Below are 16,328 nucleotides of genomic sequence, written 5' to 3'. Positions count from 1 at the left end.
GCCCGCCCCCCCCCCCCCCGCCGCAGCCCGCCCCCCCCGCCCCCGCCGCAGCCCGCACCGCCCCCCGCCTCCTCTTCCCGCCGCTGCCCGCGCCGCCGCAGCCGCAGCCGCAGCCCGCGCAGCCGCAGCCGCAGCCGCAGCCCGCGCAGCCGCAGCCGCAGCCGCGTCGCCGTCGTCGTGGCCGTGTCGCTTCGCGGTAGGCCCTGTGCGTCGCGGGCCCGGCCTGATTCGTTTGCGACATCAGCTCCATAGGGGCTGCACGAAGGTTGGGCGGCCGTGTCCGTGCCGGTTGGGCGGCCTGTGTTCGTGCCGGTTGGGCGGCCTGTGTTCGTGCTGGTTGGGCGGCCCGTGCCCGTGCCCGTTGGGGCCGATACGCCCGTTGCGCCCACTGGCCCGGCTGGCGAGCGCGGTCTGTTCCGGGTTCCTCCGGTGGCGGCCCACCCTGTTCCGATCGGGACGTCTAGCGGAAACAGGCTGGTTAGCGGCGCGCGGCGGGGTGGGCCGGCTGGCTGTGCTCCACCGCGCGTTGCACCGCCCGGTAGATCTGCCCGAAGCGCAGCGCGTCACCGGTGTGCAGCAGACGCACCGGTTGGCCCCGCCAACGGGCCCAGATCTCCAGTTGGCGGCTGCCCCGGGCGTACGAGCGGTCCAGGTGTTCGAAGAGGAAGTCGGCGACCGGCCCGACGGCCAGGCCGACCAGCACCGACGCACCGACGATCGCGATCGTCACGGTGGGGGAGCGGTGCAGCCAGACGGCCAGGCCGATGCCGAGCACCGCCGCGACCAGCGGGCCGGCTAGCGCTGCGCCGATCGCGCCGCGCCCCACCAGCACCCGCCAGGAGCGGGTGCCCCGGCGGTGCCAGATCGTGGTGATGTCGGCCAGCTTGTAGCTGCGACCGTCCACGCGAAGAGTGGTGGAGGTGACCTGCACCGACCTGTCGTCGTAATACGTGATCATGGCTGGACTCCCGCCCCCGGGGCTGACACCACACTACTTACCCAAACGAGCCGGGTCGTAAGGTTGGCACGCGACTTCGACGAGGAAGTGAGGGCAGCGTGGGCGAGTTCGTTCGGCTGGAGACCACTGACGGCATCGGCACGATCCGGCTGGAGCGGCCGCCGATGAACGCGCTCAACACCCAGGTGCAGGAGGAGTTGCGCGCCGCCGCGACGGCGGCCACCGCCGATCCCGAGGTCCGCGCGGTCATCGTGTACGGCGGGGAGAAGGTCTTCGCCGCCGGCGCCGACATCAAGCAGATGGCTGACATGTCCTACGTGGACATGGCCGACCGGGCGGCGAACCTGTCCAGCGCGCTCGGCGCGATCGCCCGGATCCCCAAGCCGGTGGTCGCCGCGATCACCGGGTACGCCCTCGGTGGCGGCTGTGAGCTGGCGTTGGCCTGTGACTGGCGGATCGTCGCCGAGGACGCCAAGCTCGGCCAGCCGGAAATCAAGCTCGGCATCATCCCGGGTGCCGGCGGCACCCAGCGGCTGGCCCGCCTGGTCGGCCCGGCCCGCGCCAAGGATCTGATCATGACGGGCCGGATGGTCGACGCCGAGGAGGCTCTGCGGATCGGCCTGGCCGACCGGGTGGTCCCGGCCGCCGAGGTCTACGAGGCCGCGGTGGCCTACGTGAAGCCGTACCTGACGGGTCCGGTGCAGGCGCTGCGTGCGGCGAAGCTGGCGGTCGACGGCGGCCTGGACATGGACCTGAACTCGGGCCTCGCCTGGGAGAGCCAGCTCTTCGCGGCGCTGTTCGCCACCGACGACCGGCGTGAGGGCATGGCGGCCTTCGTCGAAAAGCGCAAGCCGGGCTTCACCGGCCGCTGATCCGTCGCCTCCCGCCCCGACGGCGCTTCTGACCTCGGCAACGTCCACTGGCCGGGGCCACGGTCGCAGGGCCAAGTGACTGGCCGGTAACCTGTGATCCCGGCCACGGACGATGGGAGCGACATGACGGAGCGGATCGAGGGTCACGGCGGCGAGTTGGCGCTCGCGGCACTACGCGCGCACGGCGTAAGGGAGATGTTCACGCTGTCCGGCGGGCACGTCTTCCCGCTCTACGATGCCGCGTACAAAACCGACTTCCCGATCTACGACGTCCGGCACGAGCAGTCCGCGGTCTTCGCCGCCGAGGCCGTGGCCAAGCTCCAGCGCCGCCCCGGCCTCGCCGTGCTCACCGCGGGGCCCGGTGTCACCAACGGCATCTCCGGCATGACCAGCGCGTTCTTCAACGCATCACCGGTGCTGGTGCTCGGCGGGCGCGCGCCCGCGTTCCGCTGGGGCTCGGGCAGCCTCCAGGAGATGGACCACCTGCCGCTGGTCGCCCCGGTCACCAAGCACGCCGAGACGGTGTTCAGCACCGACGACATCCCGCGTGCGGTGGGTGCGGCGCTGAACGCCGCGCTCACCCCGCACCGAGGCCCGGCCTTCCTCGACTTCCCGCTGGAGACGGTCTTCTCGGTGGCGGAGGCCGAGCTGCCCACCGTGACGGGTGTCGACCCGATCGCCCCGGACCCGGAGGAGGTCGGCCGCGCGGCGTTGCTCATCGCCGGGGCGCAGCGGCCGGTCATCATCGCCGGCTCCGACGTGTACGCGGGCGACGCGGTCGCCGCGCTGCGCGAGGCGGCCGAGGCGTTGCAGGTGCCGGTCTTCACCAACGGCATGGGTCGCGGCTCGCTCCCGCCGGAGCATCCGCTGGCGTTCGCCAAGGCTCGCCGGGCCGCGCTCTCCGGCGCTGACGTGGTCGTGGTGGTGGGTACTCCGCTGGACTTCCGGCTCAGCTTCGGTGACTTCGGTGACGCCAAGGTGGTGCACATCGTCGACGCCCCCAGCCAGCGGGCGACGCACGTGCAGCCGGCCGCCGCGCCCGCCGGTGACCTGCGCCTGATCCTCTCCGCGCTGGCCGATCACTCCGGTGACCGGGCCGACCACTCCGATTGGATCGCCGACCTGCGCGTCGCCGAGGACGCGGCGAAGGCTCGGGACGCCGCGGAGATGGCCGCCGAGACCGACCCGATCCGCCCGGCCCGGATCTACGGCGAGCTGCGTCGGGCGCTCGCCCCGGACGCGATCACCATCGGCGACGGCGGCGACTTCGTGTCGTACGCCGGGCGGTATCTGGAGCCGGCCCAGCCCGGCACCTGGCTGGACCCGGGCCCGTACGGCTGCCTGGGCACCGGCATGGGTTACGCGATGGGGGCCCGGGTGAGTCACCCGGACCGGCAGATCTGCGTGCTGATGGGCGACGGCGCGGCGGGCTTCTCGCTGATGGACGTCGAGTCGCTGGTCCGCCAGAAGCTGCCGGTGGTGATCGTCGTCGGCAACAACGGCATCTGGGGGCTGGAGAAGCACCCGATGCGTGCCATGTACGGCTACGACGTCGCCGCCGACCTCCAGCCGGAGCTGCGCTACGACACGGTGGTCAGCGCGCTCGGCGGTGCGGGGGAGACGGTCGCCAAGGCGGCCGACCTGGGCCCGGCGCTCCAGCGGGCGTTCGACTCCGGAGTGCCGTACCTGGTGAACGTGCTCACCGATCCGAGCGACGCGTACCCCCGGTCGTCGAACCTGGCCTGAGTCGCACCCACCGCCGCCGTCGCTTCCGCGCCGGCGGCGGTGGCGCGCTCACACCTCCGGTCGGTCGCCCTCGCGCGGCGGCTCGCCGTCGCGGCGGCGCAGGTCGTCCTCGCGTCGCCGCAGGTCTTCCTCCCAGCGTTGGAACAGTTCCTGGTCCTGCTGCTGGGCGCGTTCCTCGACGGAGCGCAGGAACTCCGGGTCGTCGTCGGGGGCCACCGGCCGAGGGCGCTGCCGCTCGCCGCCGCCCGGCCAGGCCTTGCCGGCGCCGGGGCTGGGCTCCCGGCCGACGATGAACCAGGCGATCGAGCCGACCAGCGGGAAGAACAAGATGATCAGCACCCAGGCGATCCGGGGAAGGGCGCGGATCTTGCCCTCCTCGGCGGAGAGACAGCTGATCAGCGCGCAGACGGCGAGGACAATCTGCACCAGGAAGAGGAGTACGCCAAGCCGGGCCATGCACCCATGATGACGCACCGGCGCGCGTCACCCCAGTCCGCGCAGCACCAGCAGCACTCCCAGTAACGCCAGCACCACGGTGCCCGCGGTGACCAGGGGCAGCGTCCGGCCGCCGGTGCGGGCCGGACCGGTGCCGGTGCCCCGGGGCCAGCAGAGCACCAGCAGGGTGCCCCACACCAGAACGGTGCCGCCGGCGATCAGCGCGCCGGTCGGGTCGCCGGTCGCCGCCAGCCGGACGGCGAGCACGCTGACCACGGTCACCGTGAGCAGGGTGCGTCGCCAGGCCAGCCTGGTCCGCTCCGGTTGCAGCCCCGGGTCGCGTCCGGCGCTCACCGCTCGCCGACCGCCCGCATCAGGACGGCGATCACCAGCAGCAACGCGCCGCCGCCGACGGCGAGCGCCAGGATGGCGGGGAACCGGGACGCGGGCAGCTCTTGACCGAGCCGGATGGCCCGCTCGGTACGCGCCCAGTGGTCCACCGCGCGGATCGCGACCGCCGCGCCGAGCAGCAGCAACGCCACCGCGATCACCTCGCGCAGGTGGCTCATCGGCAGGGGTGGCAGGAACTGCGCGGCGGCCAGACCGCCTCCGACCAGTGCCAGCCCGGTGCGCAGCCAGGCGAGGAAGGTTCGTTCGTTGGCCAGGGAGAAGCGGTAGTCCGGCGGTTCACCGACCGAACGCAGCTCCGCCGGGTCGAACCACCGCCTGATCGCCTCCCACACAGTGGGAGAATATCCGCTTCCCTCCCCGCTTAGCCTGGTCCGGTGACTGATCTCGACGTACAGACGCTGCGCGACGCCTACGACAACCAACTCCGTCCGGAGATCCCCGAGCCGGTCCCGGCCGGGGTGACCGTGGAGCGGGACGGGCCGCTGGTCCGCATCACCGGGCTCGACGCCGGCGGGTTCCTCACCTACCGGAACCTGGGGGGGTTGACAGGTGACGCGCTGGACGAACTGATCGCCCGGCAGGTGCAGCTGTTCCGTGAGCGCGGCCAGTCTGTCGAGTGGAAGCTCAACGAGCACGACGAGCCGGCCGATCTGGCGGACCGGCTGCGTGCTGCCGGCTTCGTGCCGGAGGACCGCGAGACCGTCGTGGTCGGGCCGGTCGCCCCGCTGGCCGCCGCGCTGCCTGTCGTTCCCGAGGGGGTACGCCTGCGTGAGGTGACCGCCCGGGAGGACCTGGAGCGGATCGCCGCCATGGAGGAGGAGGTCTGGCAGGAGGATCGTTCGCACCTGGTGACGGGCCTGGCCAAGGAGATCGACGCCGACCCGAACTCGATCACCGTGGTGGTGGCCGAGGCGGGTGGGACGGTGGTGAGCGCGGGCTGGGTGCGGTTCCCGGCGAACACCGGCTTCGCCACGATGTGGGGTGGCTCGACCCTGCCGCAGTGGCGGCGAAAGGGCATCTACCGGGCGTTGGTCAACTACCGGGCGCGGCTCGCCGAGCAGCGGGGTCGGACGCTCATGCAGGTCGACTGTTCCGAGGACAGCCGGCCCATCCTCCAGCGACTCGGCCTCGTCGCGGTCACGACCACCACCCCGTACGTCTACACTCCGTGATCATGGAACAGCGGTTGACGGACGAGGAGCGCCTGACCCTCAAGACCGGTGCCTTCGGTGCCGTCTTCCTGGTCTCCAACGCCGACCCCGGTGTGCTGGGGGTGATCCGGGAGAGCATCGCCGCTTCCGGGGCGCTGGCCGACGCCAGTGGCACGGTCAAGGAGGCGCTGACCACCGGCCCGCTGCCGCGCCTTCCCCGGGACTCGCAGCTGGAGATCGAGTCGGTGGTGCTGCCGGCGCTGGGTGCGGCGGTGCGGATCCTGCGCGAGAAGTCCCCCCGGGACGTGGACGCGTACCGCGATCTGGTGTTGGCCGCGGCGGATCAGGTGGCCCGCGCGCACGACGGGGTGGCGCCCGCCGAGGCGGCGGCCATCGACCAGATCCGGGTCGCGTTGGCCGAGCCGGCCTGACCGGCCGCGCGTCGGTGAGCTGTGTCACTCTGAGTGCTGCGGGAGCGCAACCTACTGGCAGGTAACATTGCGCCGTGGGCAACTGCACAACCGCCCTCGGTTGACCTGGCGTCGACCGACGCGCGACGCTGCGCCCCAGACCGGGCGAGCGAATCGCAACACCACACAGGAGGGTCGTCGAAGCGCGATGAACATCGTCGTACTCGTCAAGCAGGTGCCTGATTCGGGCGCGGACCGCAACCTGCGCAATGACGACAACACCGTCGACCGCGGTTCGGCGAACAACGTGATCAACGAGATGGACGAGTACGCCATCGAGGAGGCGCTGAAGATCAAGGAGGCGCACGGCGGCGAGGTCACCATCCTGACCATGGGTCCGGACCGGGCGACCGAGTCGATCCGCAAGGCGCTCTCCATGGGCCCGGACAAGGCCGTGCACGTGCTGGACGACGCCCTGCACGGCTCGTGCGCCGTCGCCACCTCGAAGGTGCTCGCCGCGGCGCTCGGTCAGCTGGGCGCCGACCTGGTCATCTGCGGTGCCGAGTCCACCGACGGCCGGGTCCAGGTCATGCCGCACATGATCGCCGAGCGGCTGGGCGTCGCGGCGCTCACCGGTGCCCGCAAGCTCACCGTCGACGGCGCGACGCTGACCGTCGAGCGGCAGACCGAGGAGGGCTACGAGGTGGTCACCGCCGCCACCCCGGCCGTGGTCTCCGTCTGGGACACCATCAACGAGCCGCGCTACCCCTCCTTCAAGGGCATCATGGCCGCCAAGAAGAAGCCGGTGCAGACGCTCTCGCTGGCCGACCTCGGGGTCGCGGCTGACGAGGTGGGCTTCGACGGCGCCACCAGCGCCGTCGTCGAGCACACCAAGCGCCCCCCGCGCTCCGGCGGTGCCAAGATCACTGACGAGGGCGAGGGCGGCGTCAAGCTGGTCGAGTTCCTCGCCACCGAGAAGTTCGTGTGAGAGGGGGGTCCGACATGTCCGAGGTTCTCGTCGTCGTCGAAGCCACAAAGGAATTCGGCGTCAAGAAGGTCACCCTGGAAATGCTCACCCTCGCGCGTGAGCTGGGCACCCCGAGCGCCGTGGTGCTCGGCGGCGCCGGCGCTGCCGAGGCGCTGAGCGGCAAGCTGGGCGAGTACGGCGCGGAGAAGATCTACGCCGCCGAGGGTGACGAGATCGACGGCTACCTGGTGGCCCCCAAGGCGACCGTGCTGGCCGAGTTGGTCAAGCGGGTGCAGCCGGCCGCCGTGCTGCTGGCGTCGGCCCAGGAGGGCAAGGAGATCGCCGCCCGGCTCGCCGTCAAGCTCGACAACGGCATCCTGACCGACGTGGTCGGACTGGACGCCGACGGCACCGCGACCCAGATCGCCTTCGCCGGCTCCACCATCGTCAAGTCCAAGGTCACCAAGGGCCTGCCGTTGGTCACCGTCCGGCCCAACTCGGTCACCCCCGCCCCGGCGGCGGCGACCCCGGCGATCGAGCAGCTCAGTGTGTCGGTCACCGACACCGACAAGCTGGCCACCGTCGTCGAGCGGGTCGCCGAGCAGAAGGGCTCCCGCCCCGAGCTGACCGAGGCCGGCGTGGTCGTCTCCGGCGGTCGGGGCGTCGGCAACGCCGACAACTTCAAGCTGGTCGAGGAGCTCGCCGACCTGCTCGGTGGCGCCGTCGGCGCGTCCCGCGCGGCCGTCGACTCCGGCTTCTACCCGCACCAGTTCCAGGTGGGCCAGACCGGTAAGACGGTCTCCCCGCAGCTCTACGTCGCCCTCGGCATCTCCGGCGCGATCCAGCACCGGGCCGGCATGCAGACCTCGAAGACCATCGTCGCGGTCAACAAGGACGGCGAGGCTCCGATCTTCGAGCTGGCCGACTTCGGGGTGGTCGGCGACCTGTTCAAGATCGTCCCGCAGGCCGCCGAGGAGATCCGCAAGCGCAAGTGAGCCAGCAATACGTCGGTGGCCGCCCGTTCGCACGGGCGGCCACTGCCGTGTGGGGAGCTGATCGGCGAGCCGGGGAGCTGAGCCGGCCCGCCGATCAGCCCGTCAGGGAGCCCCTCAGCAGGCTGTCGCCGGAGTGGCGGGTGTTGTTGTCGTACTGCTCGGCGGAGACGTCGACCACCGAGTAGCTCTTGAGGTCGACATTCGGGGGCAGGGGTAGCAGGGCGTCCGAGCCGCCACCCAGGGTGCCGACCGAGAACATCTCCATGGTCGTCGGATTGATGAGCCAGACCTCGTAGTACCCCGGGACGCTCGGGAGATTCGCCACATGCAGATGTAGTTGGCCGTCCTGGAAAACACGAGCGTCACCCTTGGCCGTCGGCGGGGTCGCGCCGTACGCGGCCAGCGGCGCGCTCGCCACCACCACCGGCGTCGGGGTGGGCGTCTGATCGTCCGGTCGGAGCACCGAGACGGTGCCCACGACGCCGACCGCCGCGGCGGCGGCCGCGGTCACCGCCGTGGCCACCCAGCCGGACCAGCCGCGACCCCGGCGGGATCGCCGCGTCGGGTCCAGTCGGGTCACCGTCGACTCGGCCGCGGCGCCGGAGGTCCGCTCGGCCGTCGAGGTGTCGGCCTGCTCGGCCCCCTTCGCGGTGTCGGCCTGCCCGGGCACCCGGTGTCGACGGGTCTCGGTCAGCAACGGCCCGGCCTCCGCCGCCCTGACCTGGGCCTCGATGCCCTGCCAGACGTGCTCCGGCGGGTCGGGCAGGTCGGCCAGGCCCTGCGTCTCGGTGCCGAGCCCCGCCACCTGCTGAAGGCTCGCGACCTCCGCGCGGCAGAGCGCGCAGGTGGCGAGGTGGGTGCTCTCCGCGCCGTCCGCCTCGCTCTCACCGAGTGCCAGAAATACCAGCCGGTCGTGGTCCAGGTGCTGCACCGTCCACCTCCCATCTGCGCTTCAAGCTCGCCATGCCGCGTCGGATGTGACTCTTCACCGTGCCCAGCGGCACGCCGGTCACCGCGGCTATCTGCTGGTGTGTCAGGTCGTCGTAGAAGGCCAGCTCCAGCATCCGTCGCTGGTCGTCCGGGAGGCGAGCCAACTCGTCGGCGATCACCAACCGGTCCACCACGCGGTCCGGATCCGGCTCGGTCTGCGCCGGCTCGGGCAGTTGCCGGACCGTCTCCACCACCCGGGTCTCCCGGGCCGAGGCGCGCATCCGGTCGATCACCTTCCGCCGGCCGATGCCGAGCAACCAACCGATCAGCGACCCCTTGGACGGGTCGAACGTGTCGCGACCCAGCCAGGCGGCGACGAACGTCGCCTGGGTGACGTCCTCGGCGTCGCTGCGGTTCGCCAGCATGGACGTGGCCAGATGGAGCACGGCACGACCGTAGCGGTCGTACGCCTCGCGCAGCGCCACGTCGTCGCCGTCACGGAATCTGCGGTCGAGGTCGTCCACCGGAGGGTCCGGTTCCTGTCGTAGCGCCGTCATCGGGCGGCTCGCCTTCGATGGGGCATACCCGACTGTAGCTGCCACAGTCTCCGCCCCACTTCCCCGGTCGATGTCATCTCACCTGCTCTTCGTCGCCCGACCCCGTTGCGGATGCGGTCGGGGCCGGAAAAGAAAAGTGCCTCCGGGGCGCATCCGCCCGTCCGGCAGCCGGCGTAACCCGTTCTGCAAGCCAGGCCTGACGAATCAGCAGTTATCACCAGGAGGCAGACATGCAGCTCTCGTACTTCCGTCGGGTCGCCGCGGGCGGCGCGGTCGCCGCGCTGACCTTCGCCGGTGTCGGTGCGCTCACCGCCGGCCCGGCGTACGCCGCCACGTCGAAGGTCTCCGTCGTACACGGCATTCCGGACACCCCGGTCGACGTCTATGTCAACGGTGAGAAGACGCTGGACAACTTCAAGCCCGGTGACGTGGCCGGCCCGCTGAACCTGGAGGAGGGCGACTACGACATCGCGCTCACCAAGCCGGGCGAGCCGATCGGCAGCGCGATCCTCAAGGTCGACAACGCCGCGGTGCCGGGCGGTGCGAACATCAGCATCGCGGCCCACCTCGACGCCGCCGGTCAGCCGAAGATCACCCCGTTCGTGAACGACGTCTCGAAGGTCGACGCCGGCAAGGCGCGGCTGATCGTCCGGCACACCGCAGCCGCTCCGGCGGTCGACGTCCGCGCCGGCGGCAAGCCGGTCTTCGAGGACCTCACCAACCCGAACGAGGCCAAGGGCGACGTCGACGCGGGCGAGGTGAAGGCGGACGTGGTGCTCGCCGGCACCGACACCGTGGCCATCGGCCCGGCGGACCTCAACCTCAAGGAGGGCACCGCCACGATCGTCTACGCGATCGGCTCCGCCGAGGGCAAGACCCTCGACGTGGTGGCCCAGACCATCACCGGCCTGCACTCCGCCCCGGGTGGCGTGCCCAGCGGTGACGGTGGTCAGGCCGGCACGGGCGTGGACACCTGGTGGTACGTGCTCACCGGCGCCGGCGTACTCCTGCTCCTTGGTGGTGGGGTGCGGATGGCGACCGCGCGGACCGGCCGCAAGTGACGGTGCGCGATCGCGGCGCGCTGGCGGCCCTGGCCGCCGGCGTTGCCGCGCTCACCGCCGCCGCTCTGGTGGCGTGCGCCAACCAGCCGGCCGGGACGGTGGGGGCCGAGGAGGCGAGCACGCTGGCCAGCCCCACACCGACCACCGCCGGTGCCCCGTCGGTGCCGGTGATCGCGGGTGAACTGCCCGCCGGTCCGAAGATCATTGCGCCGGTACGGCTGCTGATCCCGGAGATCGGCGTCACCGCCACGGTCAACGCGGTCGGCATCAACGAGCGGACCAACGAGTTCGAGGTGCCGCCGAGCGTCGACCAGATCGGCTGGTACCGCTACGGCCCCGGCCTGGAGACGGCGGCCGGTTCGGTGGTCATCGCCGGTCACGTGGACAGCGCCACGCAGGGCAAGGGCGCGTTCTTCCGGCTGCGGGAGCTCGATCAGGGCGACACGTTGACAGCGACCGGCAGTGACGGCGAGGCCCGCAGGTACCGGGTCGTGGCCCGGGAGGAGTACGACAAGACCAAGATCCCGCTGGACCGGTACTTCGCCCGCGACGGCAAGTCGCGGCTGACCCTCATCACCTGTGGAGGGCCGTTCGACGCCAAGGCGCGCAAGTACCGCGACAACATCGTCGTCACCGCGGTACCCGCCTGATCGGGGCCGCGCGCGTCGGGCCGGGGTGGAGTTCCGCCCCGGCCCGTGCGCGCAGTCCCCTCCGGCATCCGGTCGCCACGGTGTCGGCCGTACGCTGAACGGTGATGGCTTACCTGGATCACGCGGCGACGACTCCCATGCTCGACGAGGCACTGGAGGCGTACGTCGCTACCGCCCGCGAGGTCGGCAACGCGTCCTCCCTGCACGCGTCGGGCCGCCGTGCCCGCCGCCGGGTCGAAGAGTCACGCGAACAGGTGGCGGCGGTGCTCGGCGCCCGGCCCTCTGAAGTGATCTTCACCGGTGGTGGCACGGAGAGCGACAACCTCGCGGTCAAGGGCGTCTTCTGGGCCCGTCGAGCAGCCCGCCCCGACCGTCGCCGGGTGGTCTCCAGCGCCGTCGAGCACCACGCGGTGCTGGACGCGGTCGACTGGCTGGCCCAGCACGAGGGCGCCGAGATCGGCTGGCTGCCCGTGGACGCGGTCGGTCGGCTCGACCCGCAGGCCCTGCGCGCCGAGTTGGCCGCGCACGCCGACCAGGTGGCCGTGGTCACCGCGATGTGGGCGAACAACGAGGTGGGCACCGTCCAACCGGTGGCCGAGCTGGCCGCCGTCGCCGCCGAACACGGTGTGCCCTTCCACACCGACGCCATCCAGGCGGTCGGGCAGGTACCCGTCGACTTCGGCGCCAGCGGGGTCGCCGCGCTGACCGTCACCGGGCACAAGTTGGGCGGCCCGATGGGAGTGGGCGCGCTGCTGCTCGCCCGGGACGTGCCGGCCACGCCGCTGCTGCACGGCGGCGGCCAGGAACGCGACATCCGCTCCGGCACCCTGGACACCGCGGGCATCGTCGCCTTCGCGGTCGCCGTGGAGACGGCGGTGAAGGGTCAACAGGAGTACGCGGCCCGGGTGGCCGCGCTCCGCGACGACCTGATCGAGCGAGTCCGCCAGGCGGTGCCCGAGGTGATCTACAACGGTGACCCGACCGATCGGCTGCCCGGCAACGCGCACTTCTCCTTCCCGGGCTGTGAGGGTGACGCGCTGCTGCTCCTGCTCGACGCGCAGGGAATCGCCTGCTCCACCGGCTCCGCCTGTTCGGCGGGCGTGGCCCAGCCCTCGCACGTGCTGCTGGCGATGGGCGCCGACGACGACCGCGCCCGCTCCTCGCTGCGCTTCACACTGGGCCACACCAGCACCCAGGCCGACGTCGACGCCCTGATCGCAGCCCTCCCGGCAGCAGTAGACCGAGCCCGCCGAGCCGCCGCCCTCCGCACCCCCCGCTAGTCCAGGACCCCACCCCTGACCTCCGCGATCTTGCGCTTTCTGTCGTCCGTTCGCGCCTTGTGCGGCATATGTCGCAGCAGAAAGTGCAAGATCGCGTGGGGGTGGGCGTGGCGCGTGGGCGTGGGGTTTGGGGTTGGGGTGGGGGTTGGGTTTGTGGGGTGGCGGGGGGTTCGGGGCTGGTGGATAGGGTTGTGGTGGGGGGACGGATGGGACGGGGAAGGGGAGTGGGTCGGTGAGGGTTCTGGCGGCGATGTCGGGTGGGGTTGACTCGGCCGTGGCGGCGGCGCGGGCGGTGGCGGCCGGGCACGACGTGACCGGCGTACACCTGGCCCTCGCGCGCAACCCACAGACCTACCGGACCGGGGCGCGCGGCTGCTGCACCCTGGAGGATTCCCGGGACGCTCGACGGGCGGCCGACGTGATCGGCATCCCGTTCTACGTGTGGGACATGGCCGACCGCTTCCACGAGGACGTGGTCGACGACTTCGTCGCCGAGTACGCGGCCGGTCGTACGCCGAACCCCTGCCTGCGCTGCAACGAGAAGATCAAGTTTGCGGCGGTGCTGGACCGGGCGGTGGCCCTGGGCTTCGACGCGGTGGTGACCGGGCACCACGCCCGCCTCGGCGCGGACGGGCTGCTGCGGCGCAGCGTCGACCTGGCCAAGGACCAGTCGTACGTGCTTGCCGTGCTCACCCGCGAGCAGCTCGACCGGTCGATCTTTCCGCTCGGTGACCTGACGAAGGCGCAGGTCCGCGCCGAGGCCGCCGAGCGTGGCCTGGCCGTTGCCGACAAGCCGGACTCACACGACATCTGCTTCATCGCCGACGGGGACACCCGCGGCTTCCTGGCCGGCCGGCTCGGTGAGGCGCCCGGCGACGTGGTGGACGCCTCGACCGGCGCGGTCGTCGGCAGTCACAGCGGCGCGTACGCGTACACGGTGGGGCAGCGACGCGGGTTGCACCTGGACCGCCCCGCCCCGGACGGCCGGCCACGCTACGTGCTCTCCATCACGCCGAAGACCAACACGGTGACGGTGGGTCCGGCCGAGGCCCTCGACGTGTCCGACGTGCACGCCGTACGTCCGGTCTGGACCGGCGGCGCCCGGCCGGACGCCCCGGTCGAGTGTGAGGTGCAGTTGCGCGCGCACGGCGACGCGGTACCGGCGACCGTCGCCCTCGACGGTGACCGGCTGCACGCCGAGCTGCGCCGACCGGTGCGCGGTGTCGCCGCTGGTCAGGCCCTGGTGGCGTACCGACCGGACCCGGCCGGCGACGTGGTCCTCGGCTCCGCGACCATCACCGGCTGACCGCACGGCCCGGGTGTTCGCGGGATAGCCTTCGCCCGTGACAGATCAGGCGTGGCCGTGGCCGGCCGGCGCGGCAACCGGAATCGGCTCGCTGCCCGGCACCGACATCGGCGAGGCTCAGCGGGTGGTCCTCGGTGAGCTTCCCGAGCTGCCCCACCTGCCCGAGCTGCCGGCCCGTGGCCCCGGAGCGGACATCATCGGCCGGTCCGCCGGACTGCTCGTCGAGCTGCCGGTCGAGGTGTACGCGGGGCGGTGGCGGGTCGCCCCACGCCCAGGCCGCGACCTGCGCCGGGCCCGCGACCTGATGGAACGCGACCTCGACCAGCTCGCCGAGCAGGCCGAGGGGTACGCCGGGCCGATGAAGGTGCAGGCCGCCGGCCCGCTCACGCTGGCCGCCTCCCTGGAGTTGCCGATCGGCGGCCGACTGTTGCGCGATCCCGGCGCGGTCCGCGACCTGACCGGCTCCCTCGCCGAAGGGCTTCGCGCGCACGTCGAGGCGGTCGCCCGCCGGCTGCCCCAGGCGTCGGTCCTGCTGCAACTGGACGAGCCGTCACTGCCGGCGGTGCTGGCCGGGCGGGTGCCGACCGAGAGCGGGTTCGGCGCGTACCGGGCGGTCGAGTCGGTGGACGCCGCCGCCCTGCTGCGCACCGTCGTCGAGGCGGTCGGCGCGCCGACGCTGGTGCACTGCTGCGCTCCGGACGTACCGCTGGAGCTGATCCGCTCGGCCGGCGCCGTCGCGGTCGCCCTCGACCTGGACCTGGTCACCAAGCTCGACCCGCTGGGCGAGGCGATCGACGCCGGCCTCGGGTTGCTGGCCGGGGCCGCGCCGACCCGGCCGCCGTCGGCCGGTGGCGCGCCGAACTCCGCGCAGATCGCCGAGCGGGTACGCCAGGTCTGGGACCGCCTCGGCTTCCCTCGTCGCCAACTCGCCCAGCAGGTGGTGGTCACCCCGGCCTGCGGCCTCGCCGGCGCCACCCCCGAGTACGCGCGGGCGGTGCTCGCCGCGTGTCGGGACGCCGCCCGGCGCCTCGCCGAGGAGTGAGGTTTCCTGTCGTACCCGGTGGGCAGGATGACGGTCATGATTGGACAGATGCGTTCAGTGGTGATCGACTGCCCGGATCCGCAGGCGTTGGCGGCGTTCTACGCCGAGTTGCTCGGCGTCCCGTTCGCCGAGGGCGACTCCGATGACGACTGGGTGGTGCTGGGCGGCCCGCCCGGTCACCAGCCGCGCCTCGCCTTCCAACGGGCGCTCAACCTTCGTCCGCCGGTCTGGCCGGATCCCGAGCGCCCACAGCAGTTCCACCTCGACGTGACGGTGGACGACATCGAGGCCGCCGAGAAGGCGGCGCTCGCGCTGGGTGCGCGGCGGCTGCCGGGTGAGGGTGAGGGCTTCCGGGTCTACGCCGACCCGGCCGGTCACCCGTTCTGCCTGTGCTGGGACTGAGGCTGACCTGGGTTGCGGCGGCAGGGCATCATGGCCGCCGTGATCCACACCTCTGCGCTTCGCGCCTCCGGTTCACTCTTCGGCCTCGCCTACGGTGACGCGCTGGGCAAGCCGACCGAGTTCCTGACCGTCGCCGAGATCGAGCACCGGTACGGCCCGGCCGGTCCACGCGAGCTGGTCGGCGAGCCGGCACTGGTCACCGACGACACCCAGATGGCCCTGGCGGTGGGCTGGGCGCTGCACGAGACGCCGTCGTTCACGCCGGAGGCGGTCGAGCCACTGCTGCGGCGACGCTTCCTGGCCTGGGCGGTCAGCCCGGACAACAACCGCGCCCCGGGCATGACCTGCCTGCGCGCCTGCGCCGAGCTGAGTCGGGGCGTGCGCTGGCAGGAGGCCACCGTGAGCGGGTCGAAGGGGTGCGGCGCTAACATGCGGGTCACCCCGGTCGGGTTGCTCGACGTGGACCTCGACACGCTGGCCGGGCTGGCCCAGTTGCAGGCCGGGCTGACCCACGGTCATCCCACCGGCCTGGCCGCCAGCGAACTGACCGCTTACGCGGTCTTCGCGCTGCGCGCGGGCGCCACCCTGCCGGAGGTGCCCGCGCTGCTCACCGAGCGGGCGCTCGCCCAACGCCAGGTTTACCGGGAGCGGTGGCTGGGCGACGTCTGGCAGCGCCCGGGGGTCGGCACGCCGGAGGAGTTCATCGCGCGAGGCTGGGACGAGTGCCTGGCGGTGCTGGGCCGACTGACCGACGCCCTGGCGCAGCCGGACGACGGTGGCGACCCGTGCCGGGCCACCGGGGAGGGCTGGGTGGCCGAGGAGGCGCTGGCCACCGCGCTGCTCTGCGCCGTACGGCACGCCGACGACCCGGTCGCGGCACTGACCCGGGGCGCGGCCACCGCCGGTGACTCCGACTCGATCGCCGCCCTGGCCGGCGCGTTCGTGGGGGCGGCCGTTGGCATGACCGCCTGGCCGCGCGAATGGGTCAACCGCATCGAGTACGCCGACCAGCTCGCCACACTCGGCGCGACCTGGGACTGATCCGCCCCGACCGGCTCGACCGGCCCCGGCCGGCGCAGCCCGGCCCGGCCGGTCCCAGCCTGCTCCCCCGGTCTTGGGTCCGCACCGGACCAGCGTCGGATCGTCGGCTATCTA

At 72.4% G+C, this 16,328-nt stretch carries 19 protein-coding genes; 13 read left to right on the top strand and 6 right to left on the bottom strand.

From position 1 onward, the window contains the following. Nucleotides 1-478 precede the first annotated feature (478 nt). The gene (locus tag AB0877_RS31445; RefSeq protein ID WP_366613456.1) at nt 479-958 is read right to left on the bottom strand and encodes a DUF6232 family protein; all 480 of its coding nucleotides are present in this window, start codon (nt 956-958) and stop codon (nt 479-481) included. Between the two features lie 98 nt (nt 959-1,056). Between AB0877_RS31445 and AB0877_RS31440 the strand changes: the two genes are divergently transcribed. Together AB0877_RS31440 and AB0877_RS31435 are read left to right on the top strand one after the other, a co-directional pair. Next, a complete protein-coding gene (locus AB0877_RS31440) occupies nt 1,057-1,830 on the top strand; it encodes an enoyl-CoA hydratase-related protein (RefSeq protein WP_355005364.1) in 774 nt (257 codons plus the stop codon). Between the two features lie 123 nt (nt 1,831-1,953). Next, nucleotides 1,954-3,576 carry an acetolactate synthase gene (locus AB0877_RS31435; RefSeq protein WP_366613453.1) on the top strand — a complete coding sequence of 541 codons (1,623 nt, stop codon included), beginning with the start codon at nt 1,954-1,956 and terminating at the stop codon, nt 3,574-3,576. Between the two features lie 48 nt (nt 3,577-3,624). Here AB0877_RS31435 and AB0877_RS31430 read toward each other — a convergent pair whose 3' ends face one another. The 3 genes from AB0877_RS31430 to AB0877_RS31420 are packed head-to-tail and all read right to left on the bottom strand — an operon-like array spanning nt 3,625 to nt 4,754. Next, nucleotides 3,625-4,032: a PLD nuclease N-terminal domain-containing protein gene (locus AB0877_RS31430; protein ID WP_366613451.1), complete on the bottom strand. Its 408-nt coding sequence runs from the start codon at nt 4,030-4,032 to the stop codon at nt 3,625-3,627. Between the two features lie 27 nt (nt 4,033-4,059). Continuing rightward, nucleotides 4,060-4,365 (bottom strand): DUF202 domain-containing protein, encoded by a 306-nt coding sequence (locus tag AB0877_RS31425; RefSeq protein ID WP_366613449.1) that lies wholly within the window; start codon nt 4,363-4,365, stop codon nt 4,060-4,062. Beyond that, nucleotides 4,362-4,754 carry a DUF202 domain-containing protein gene (locus AB0877_RS31420; protein ID WP_366613447.1) on the bottom strand — a complete coding sequence of 131 codons (393 nt, stop codon included), beginning with the start codon at nt 4,752-4,754 and terminating at the stop codon, nt 4,362-4,364. Before AB0877_RS31420 ends, AB0877_RS31425 begins: the two co-directional genes overlap by 4 nt. Nucleotides 4,755-4,796: 42 nt before the next feature. Here AB0877_RS31420 and AB0877_RS31415 point away from each other — a divergent pair, with 42 nt between their 5' ends. From AB0877_RS31415 to AB0877_RS31400, 4 genes are all read left to right on the top strand, one after another. Further along, nucleotides 4,797-5,594 carry a GNAT family N-acetyltransferase gene (locus AB0877_RS31415; protein ID WP_366613445.1) on the top strand — a complete coding sequence of 266 codons (798 nt, stop codon included), beginning with the start codon at nt 4,797-4,799 and terminating at the stop codon, nt 5,592-5,594. Then, nucleotides 5,591-6,004: a hypothetical protein gene (locus AB0877_RS31410; RefSeq protein WP_366613443.1), complete on the top strand. Its 414-nt coding sequence runs from the start codon at nt 5,591-5,593 to the stop codon at nt 6,002-6,004. The genes AB0877_RS31415 and AB0877_RS31410 overlap by 4 nt, the downstream gene beginning before the upstream one ends. A gap of 187 nt (nt 6,005-6,191) precedes the next feature. Then, nucleotides 6,192-6,971, top strand: coding sequence for an electron transfer flavoprotein subunit beta/FixA family protein (locus AB0877_RS31405; RefSeq protein ID WP_366613441.1), 780 nt, complete (start codon nt 6,192-6,194; stop codon nt 6,969-6,971). Nucleotides 6,972-6,985: 14 nt separating this feature from the next. Then, complete coding sequence (locus AB0877_RS31400) at nt 6,986-7,945, top strand: electron transfer flavoprotein subunit alpha/FixB family protein (RefSeq protein ID WP_354943294.1); 960 nt, start codon at nt 6,986-6,988, stop codon at nt 7,943-7,945. Between the two features lie 94 nt (nt 7,946-8,039). Here the strand turns inward: AB0877_RS31400 and AB0877_RS31395 are convergent, their stop codons facing one another. Further along, on the bottom strand, nt 8,040-8,876 hold the full coding sequence (locus AB0877_RS31395; RefSeq protein ID WP_366613439.1) for an anti-sigma factor: 837 nt from the start codon (nt 8,874-8,876) through the stop codon (nt 8,040-8,042). Continuing rightward, a complete protein-coding gene (locus tag AB0877_RS31390; RefSeq protein ID WP_357199535.1) occupies nt 8,830-9,432 on the bottom strand; it encodes a sigma-70 family RNA polymerase sigma factor in 603 nt (200 codons plus the stop codon). Before AB0877_RS31390 ends, AB0877_RS31395 begins: the two co-directional genes overlap by 47 nt. Before the next feature lie 230 nt (nt 9,433-9,662). Here AB0877_RS31390 and AB0877_RS31385 point away from each other — a divergent pair, with 230 nt between their 5' ends. From AB0877_RS31385 to AB0877_RS31355, 7 genes are all read left to right on the top strand, one after another. Beyond that, on the top strand, nt 9,663-10,493 hold the full coding sequence (locus AB0877_RS31385) for a DUF4397 domain-containing protein (RefSeq protein ID WP_366613437.1): 831 nt from the start codon (nt 9,663-9,665) through the stop codon (nt 10,491-10,493). Next, nucleotides 10,490-11,143, top strand: coding sequence for a class F sortase (locus tag AB0877_RS31380; RefSeq protein ID WP_366613435.1), 654 nt, complete (start codon nt 10,490-10,492; stop codon nt 11,141-11,143). Before AB0877_RS31385 ends, AB0877_RS31380 begins: the two co-directional genes overlap by 4 nt. A gap of 104 nt (nt 11,144-11,247) precedes the next feature. After that, nucleotides 11,248-12,423, top strand: a complete 1,176-nt coding sequence (locus AB0877_RS31375; RefSeq protein ID WP_366613433.1) for a cysteine desulfurase family protein — start codon at nt 11,248-11,250, stop codon at nt 12,421-12,423. Nucleotides 12,424-12,655: 232 nt separating this feature from the next. Next, nucleotides 12,656-13,729, top strand: coding sequence for a tRNA 2-thiouridine(34) synthase MnmA (gene mnmA / locus AB0877_RS31370; RefSeq protein WP_366613431.1), 1,074 nt, complete (start codon nt 12,656-12,658; stop codon nt 13,727-13,729). A 37-nt stretch (nt 13,730-13,766) separates the two neighbouring features. Continuing rightward, complete coding sequence (locus tag AB0877_RS31365; protein WP_366613429.1) at nt 13,767-14,771, top strand: methionine synthase; 1,005 nt, start codon at nt 13,767-13,769, stop codon at nt 14,769-14,771. Between the two features lie 36 nt (nt 14,772-14,807). Further along, entirely contained in the window at nt 14,808-15,173 is a 366-nt protein-coding gene (locus AB0877_RS31360; protein ID WP_366613427.1) for a VOC family protein, read from the top strand. A gap of 30 nt (nt 15,174-15,203) precedes the next feature. After that, nucleotides 15,204-16,214 (top strand): ADP-ribosylglycohydrolase family protein, encoded by a 1,011-nt coding sequence (locus AB0877_RS31355; RefSeq protein WP_366613425.1) that lies wholly within the window; start codon nt 15,204-15,206, stop codon nt 16,212-16,214. The last annotated feature ends 114 nt before the right edge of the window (nt 16,215-16,328 follow it).

Origin of the sequence: Micromonospora sp. NPDC047644 (assembly GCF_040704315.1) — a bacterium.
Classification (GTDB): Bacteria; Actinomycetota; Actinomycetes; order Mycobacteriales; family Micromonosporaceae; genus Micromonospora.
The sequence above is the reverse complement of the archived record's forward strand: the minus strand, read 5'-3'. Positions and strand labels throughout refer to the sequence as shown.

Coding starts and splice junctions, on each gene's coding strand:
- AB0877_RS31445 (WP_366613456.1), bottom strand. CDS start 958: ATGATCACGTATTACGACGACAGGTCGGTGCAGGTCACCTCCACCACT.
- AB0877_RS31435 (WP_366613453.1), top strand. CDS start 1,954: ATGACGGAGCGGATCGAGGGTCACGGCGGCGAGTTGGCGCTCGCGGCA.
- AB0877_RS31430 (WP_366613451.1), bottom strand. CDS start 4,032: ATGGCCCGGCTTGGCGTACTCCTCTTCCTGGTGCAGATTGTCCTCGCC.
- AB0877_RS31405 (WP_366613441.1), top strand. CDS start 6,192: ATGAACATCGTCGTACTCGTCAAGCAGGTGCCTGATTCGGGCGCGGAC.
- AB0877_RS31400 (WP_354943294.1), top strand. CDS start 6,986: ATGTCCGAGGTTCTCGTCGTCGTCGAAGCCACAAAGGAATTCGGCGTC.
- AB0877_RS31390 (WP_357199535.1), bottom strand. CDS start 9,432: ATGACGGCGCTACGACAGGAACCGGACCCTCCGGTGGACGACCTCGAC.
- AB0877_RS31385 (WP_366613437.1), top strand. CDS start 9,663: ATGCAGCTCTCGTACTTCCGTCGGGTCGCCGCGGGCGGCGCGGTCGCC.
- AB0877_RS31375 (WP_366613433.1), top strand. CDS start 11,248: ATGGCTTACCTGGATCACGCGGCGACGACTCCCATGCTCGACGAGGCA.
- AB0877_RS31360 (WP_366613427.1), top strand. CDS start 14,808: ATGATTGGACAGATGCGTTCAGTGGTGATCGACTGCCCGGATCCGCAG.
- AB0877_RS31355 (WP_366613425.1), top strand. CDS start 15,204: ATGGCCGCCGTGATCCACACCTCTGCGCTTCGCGCCTCCGGTTCACTC.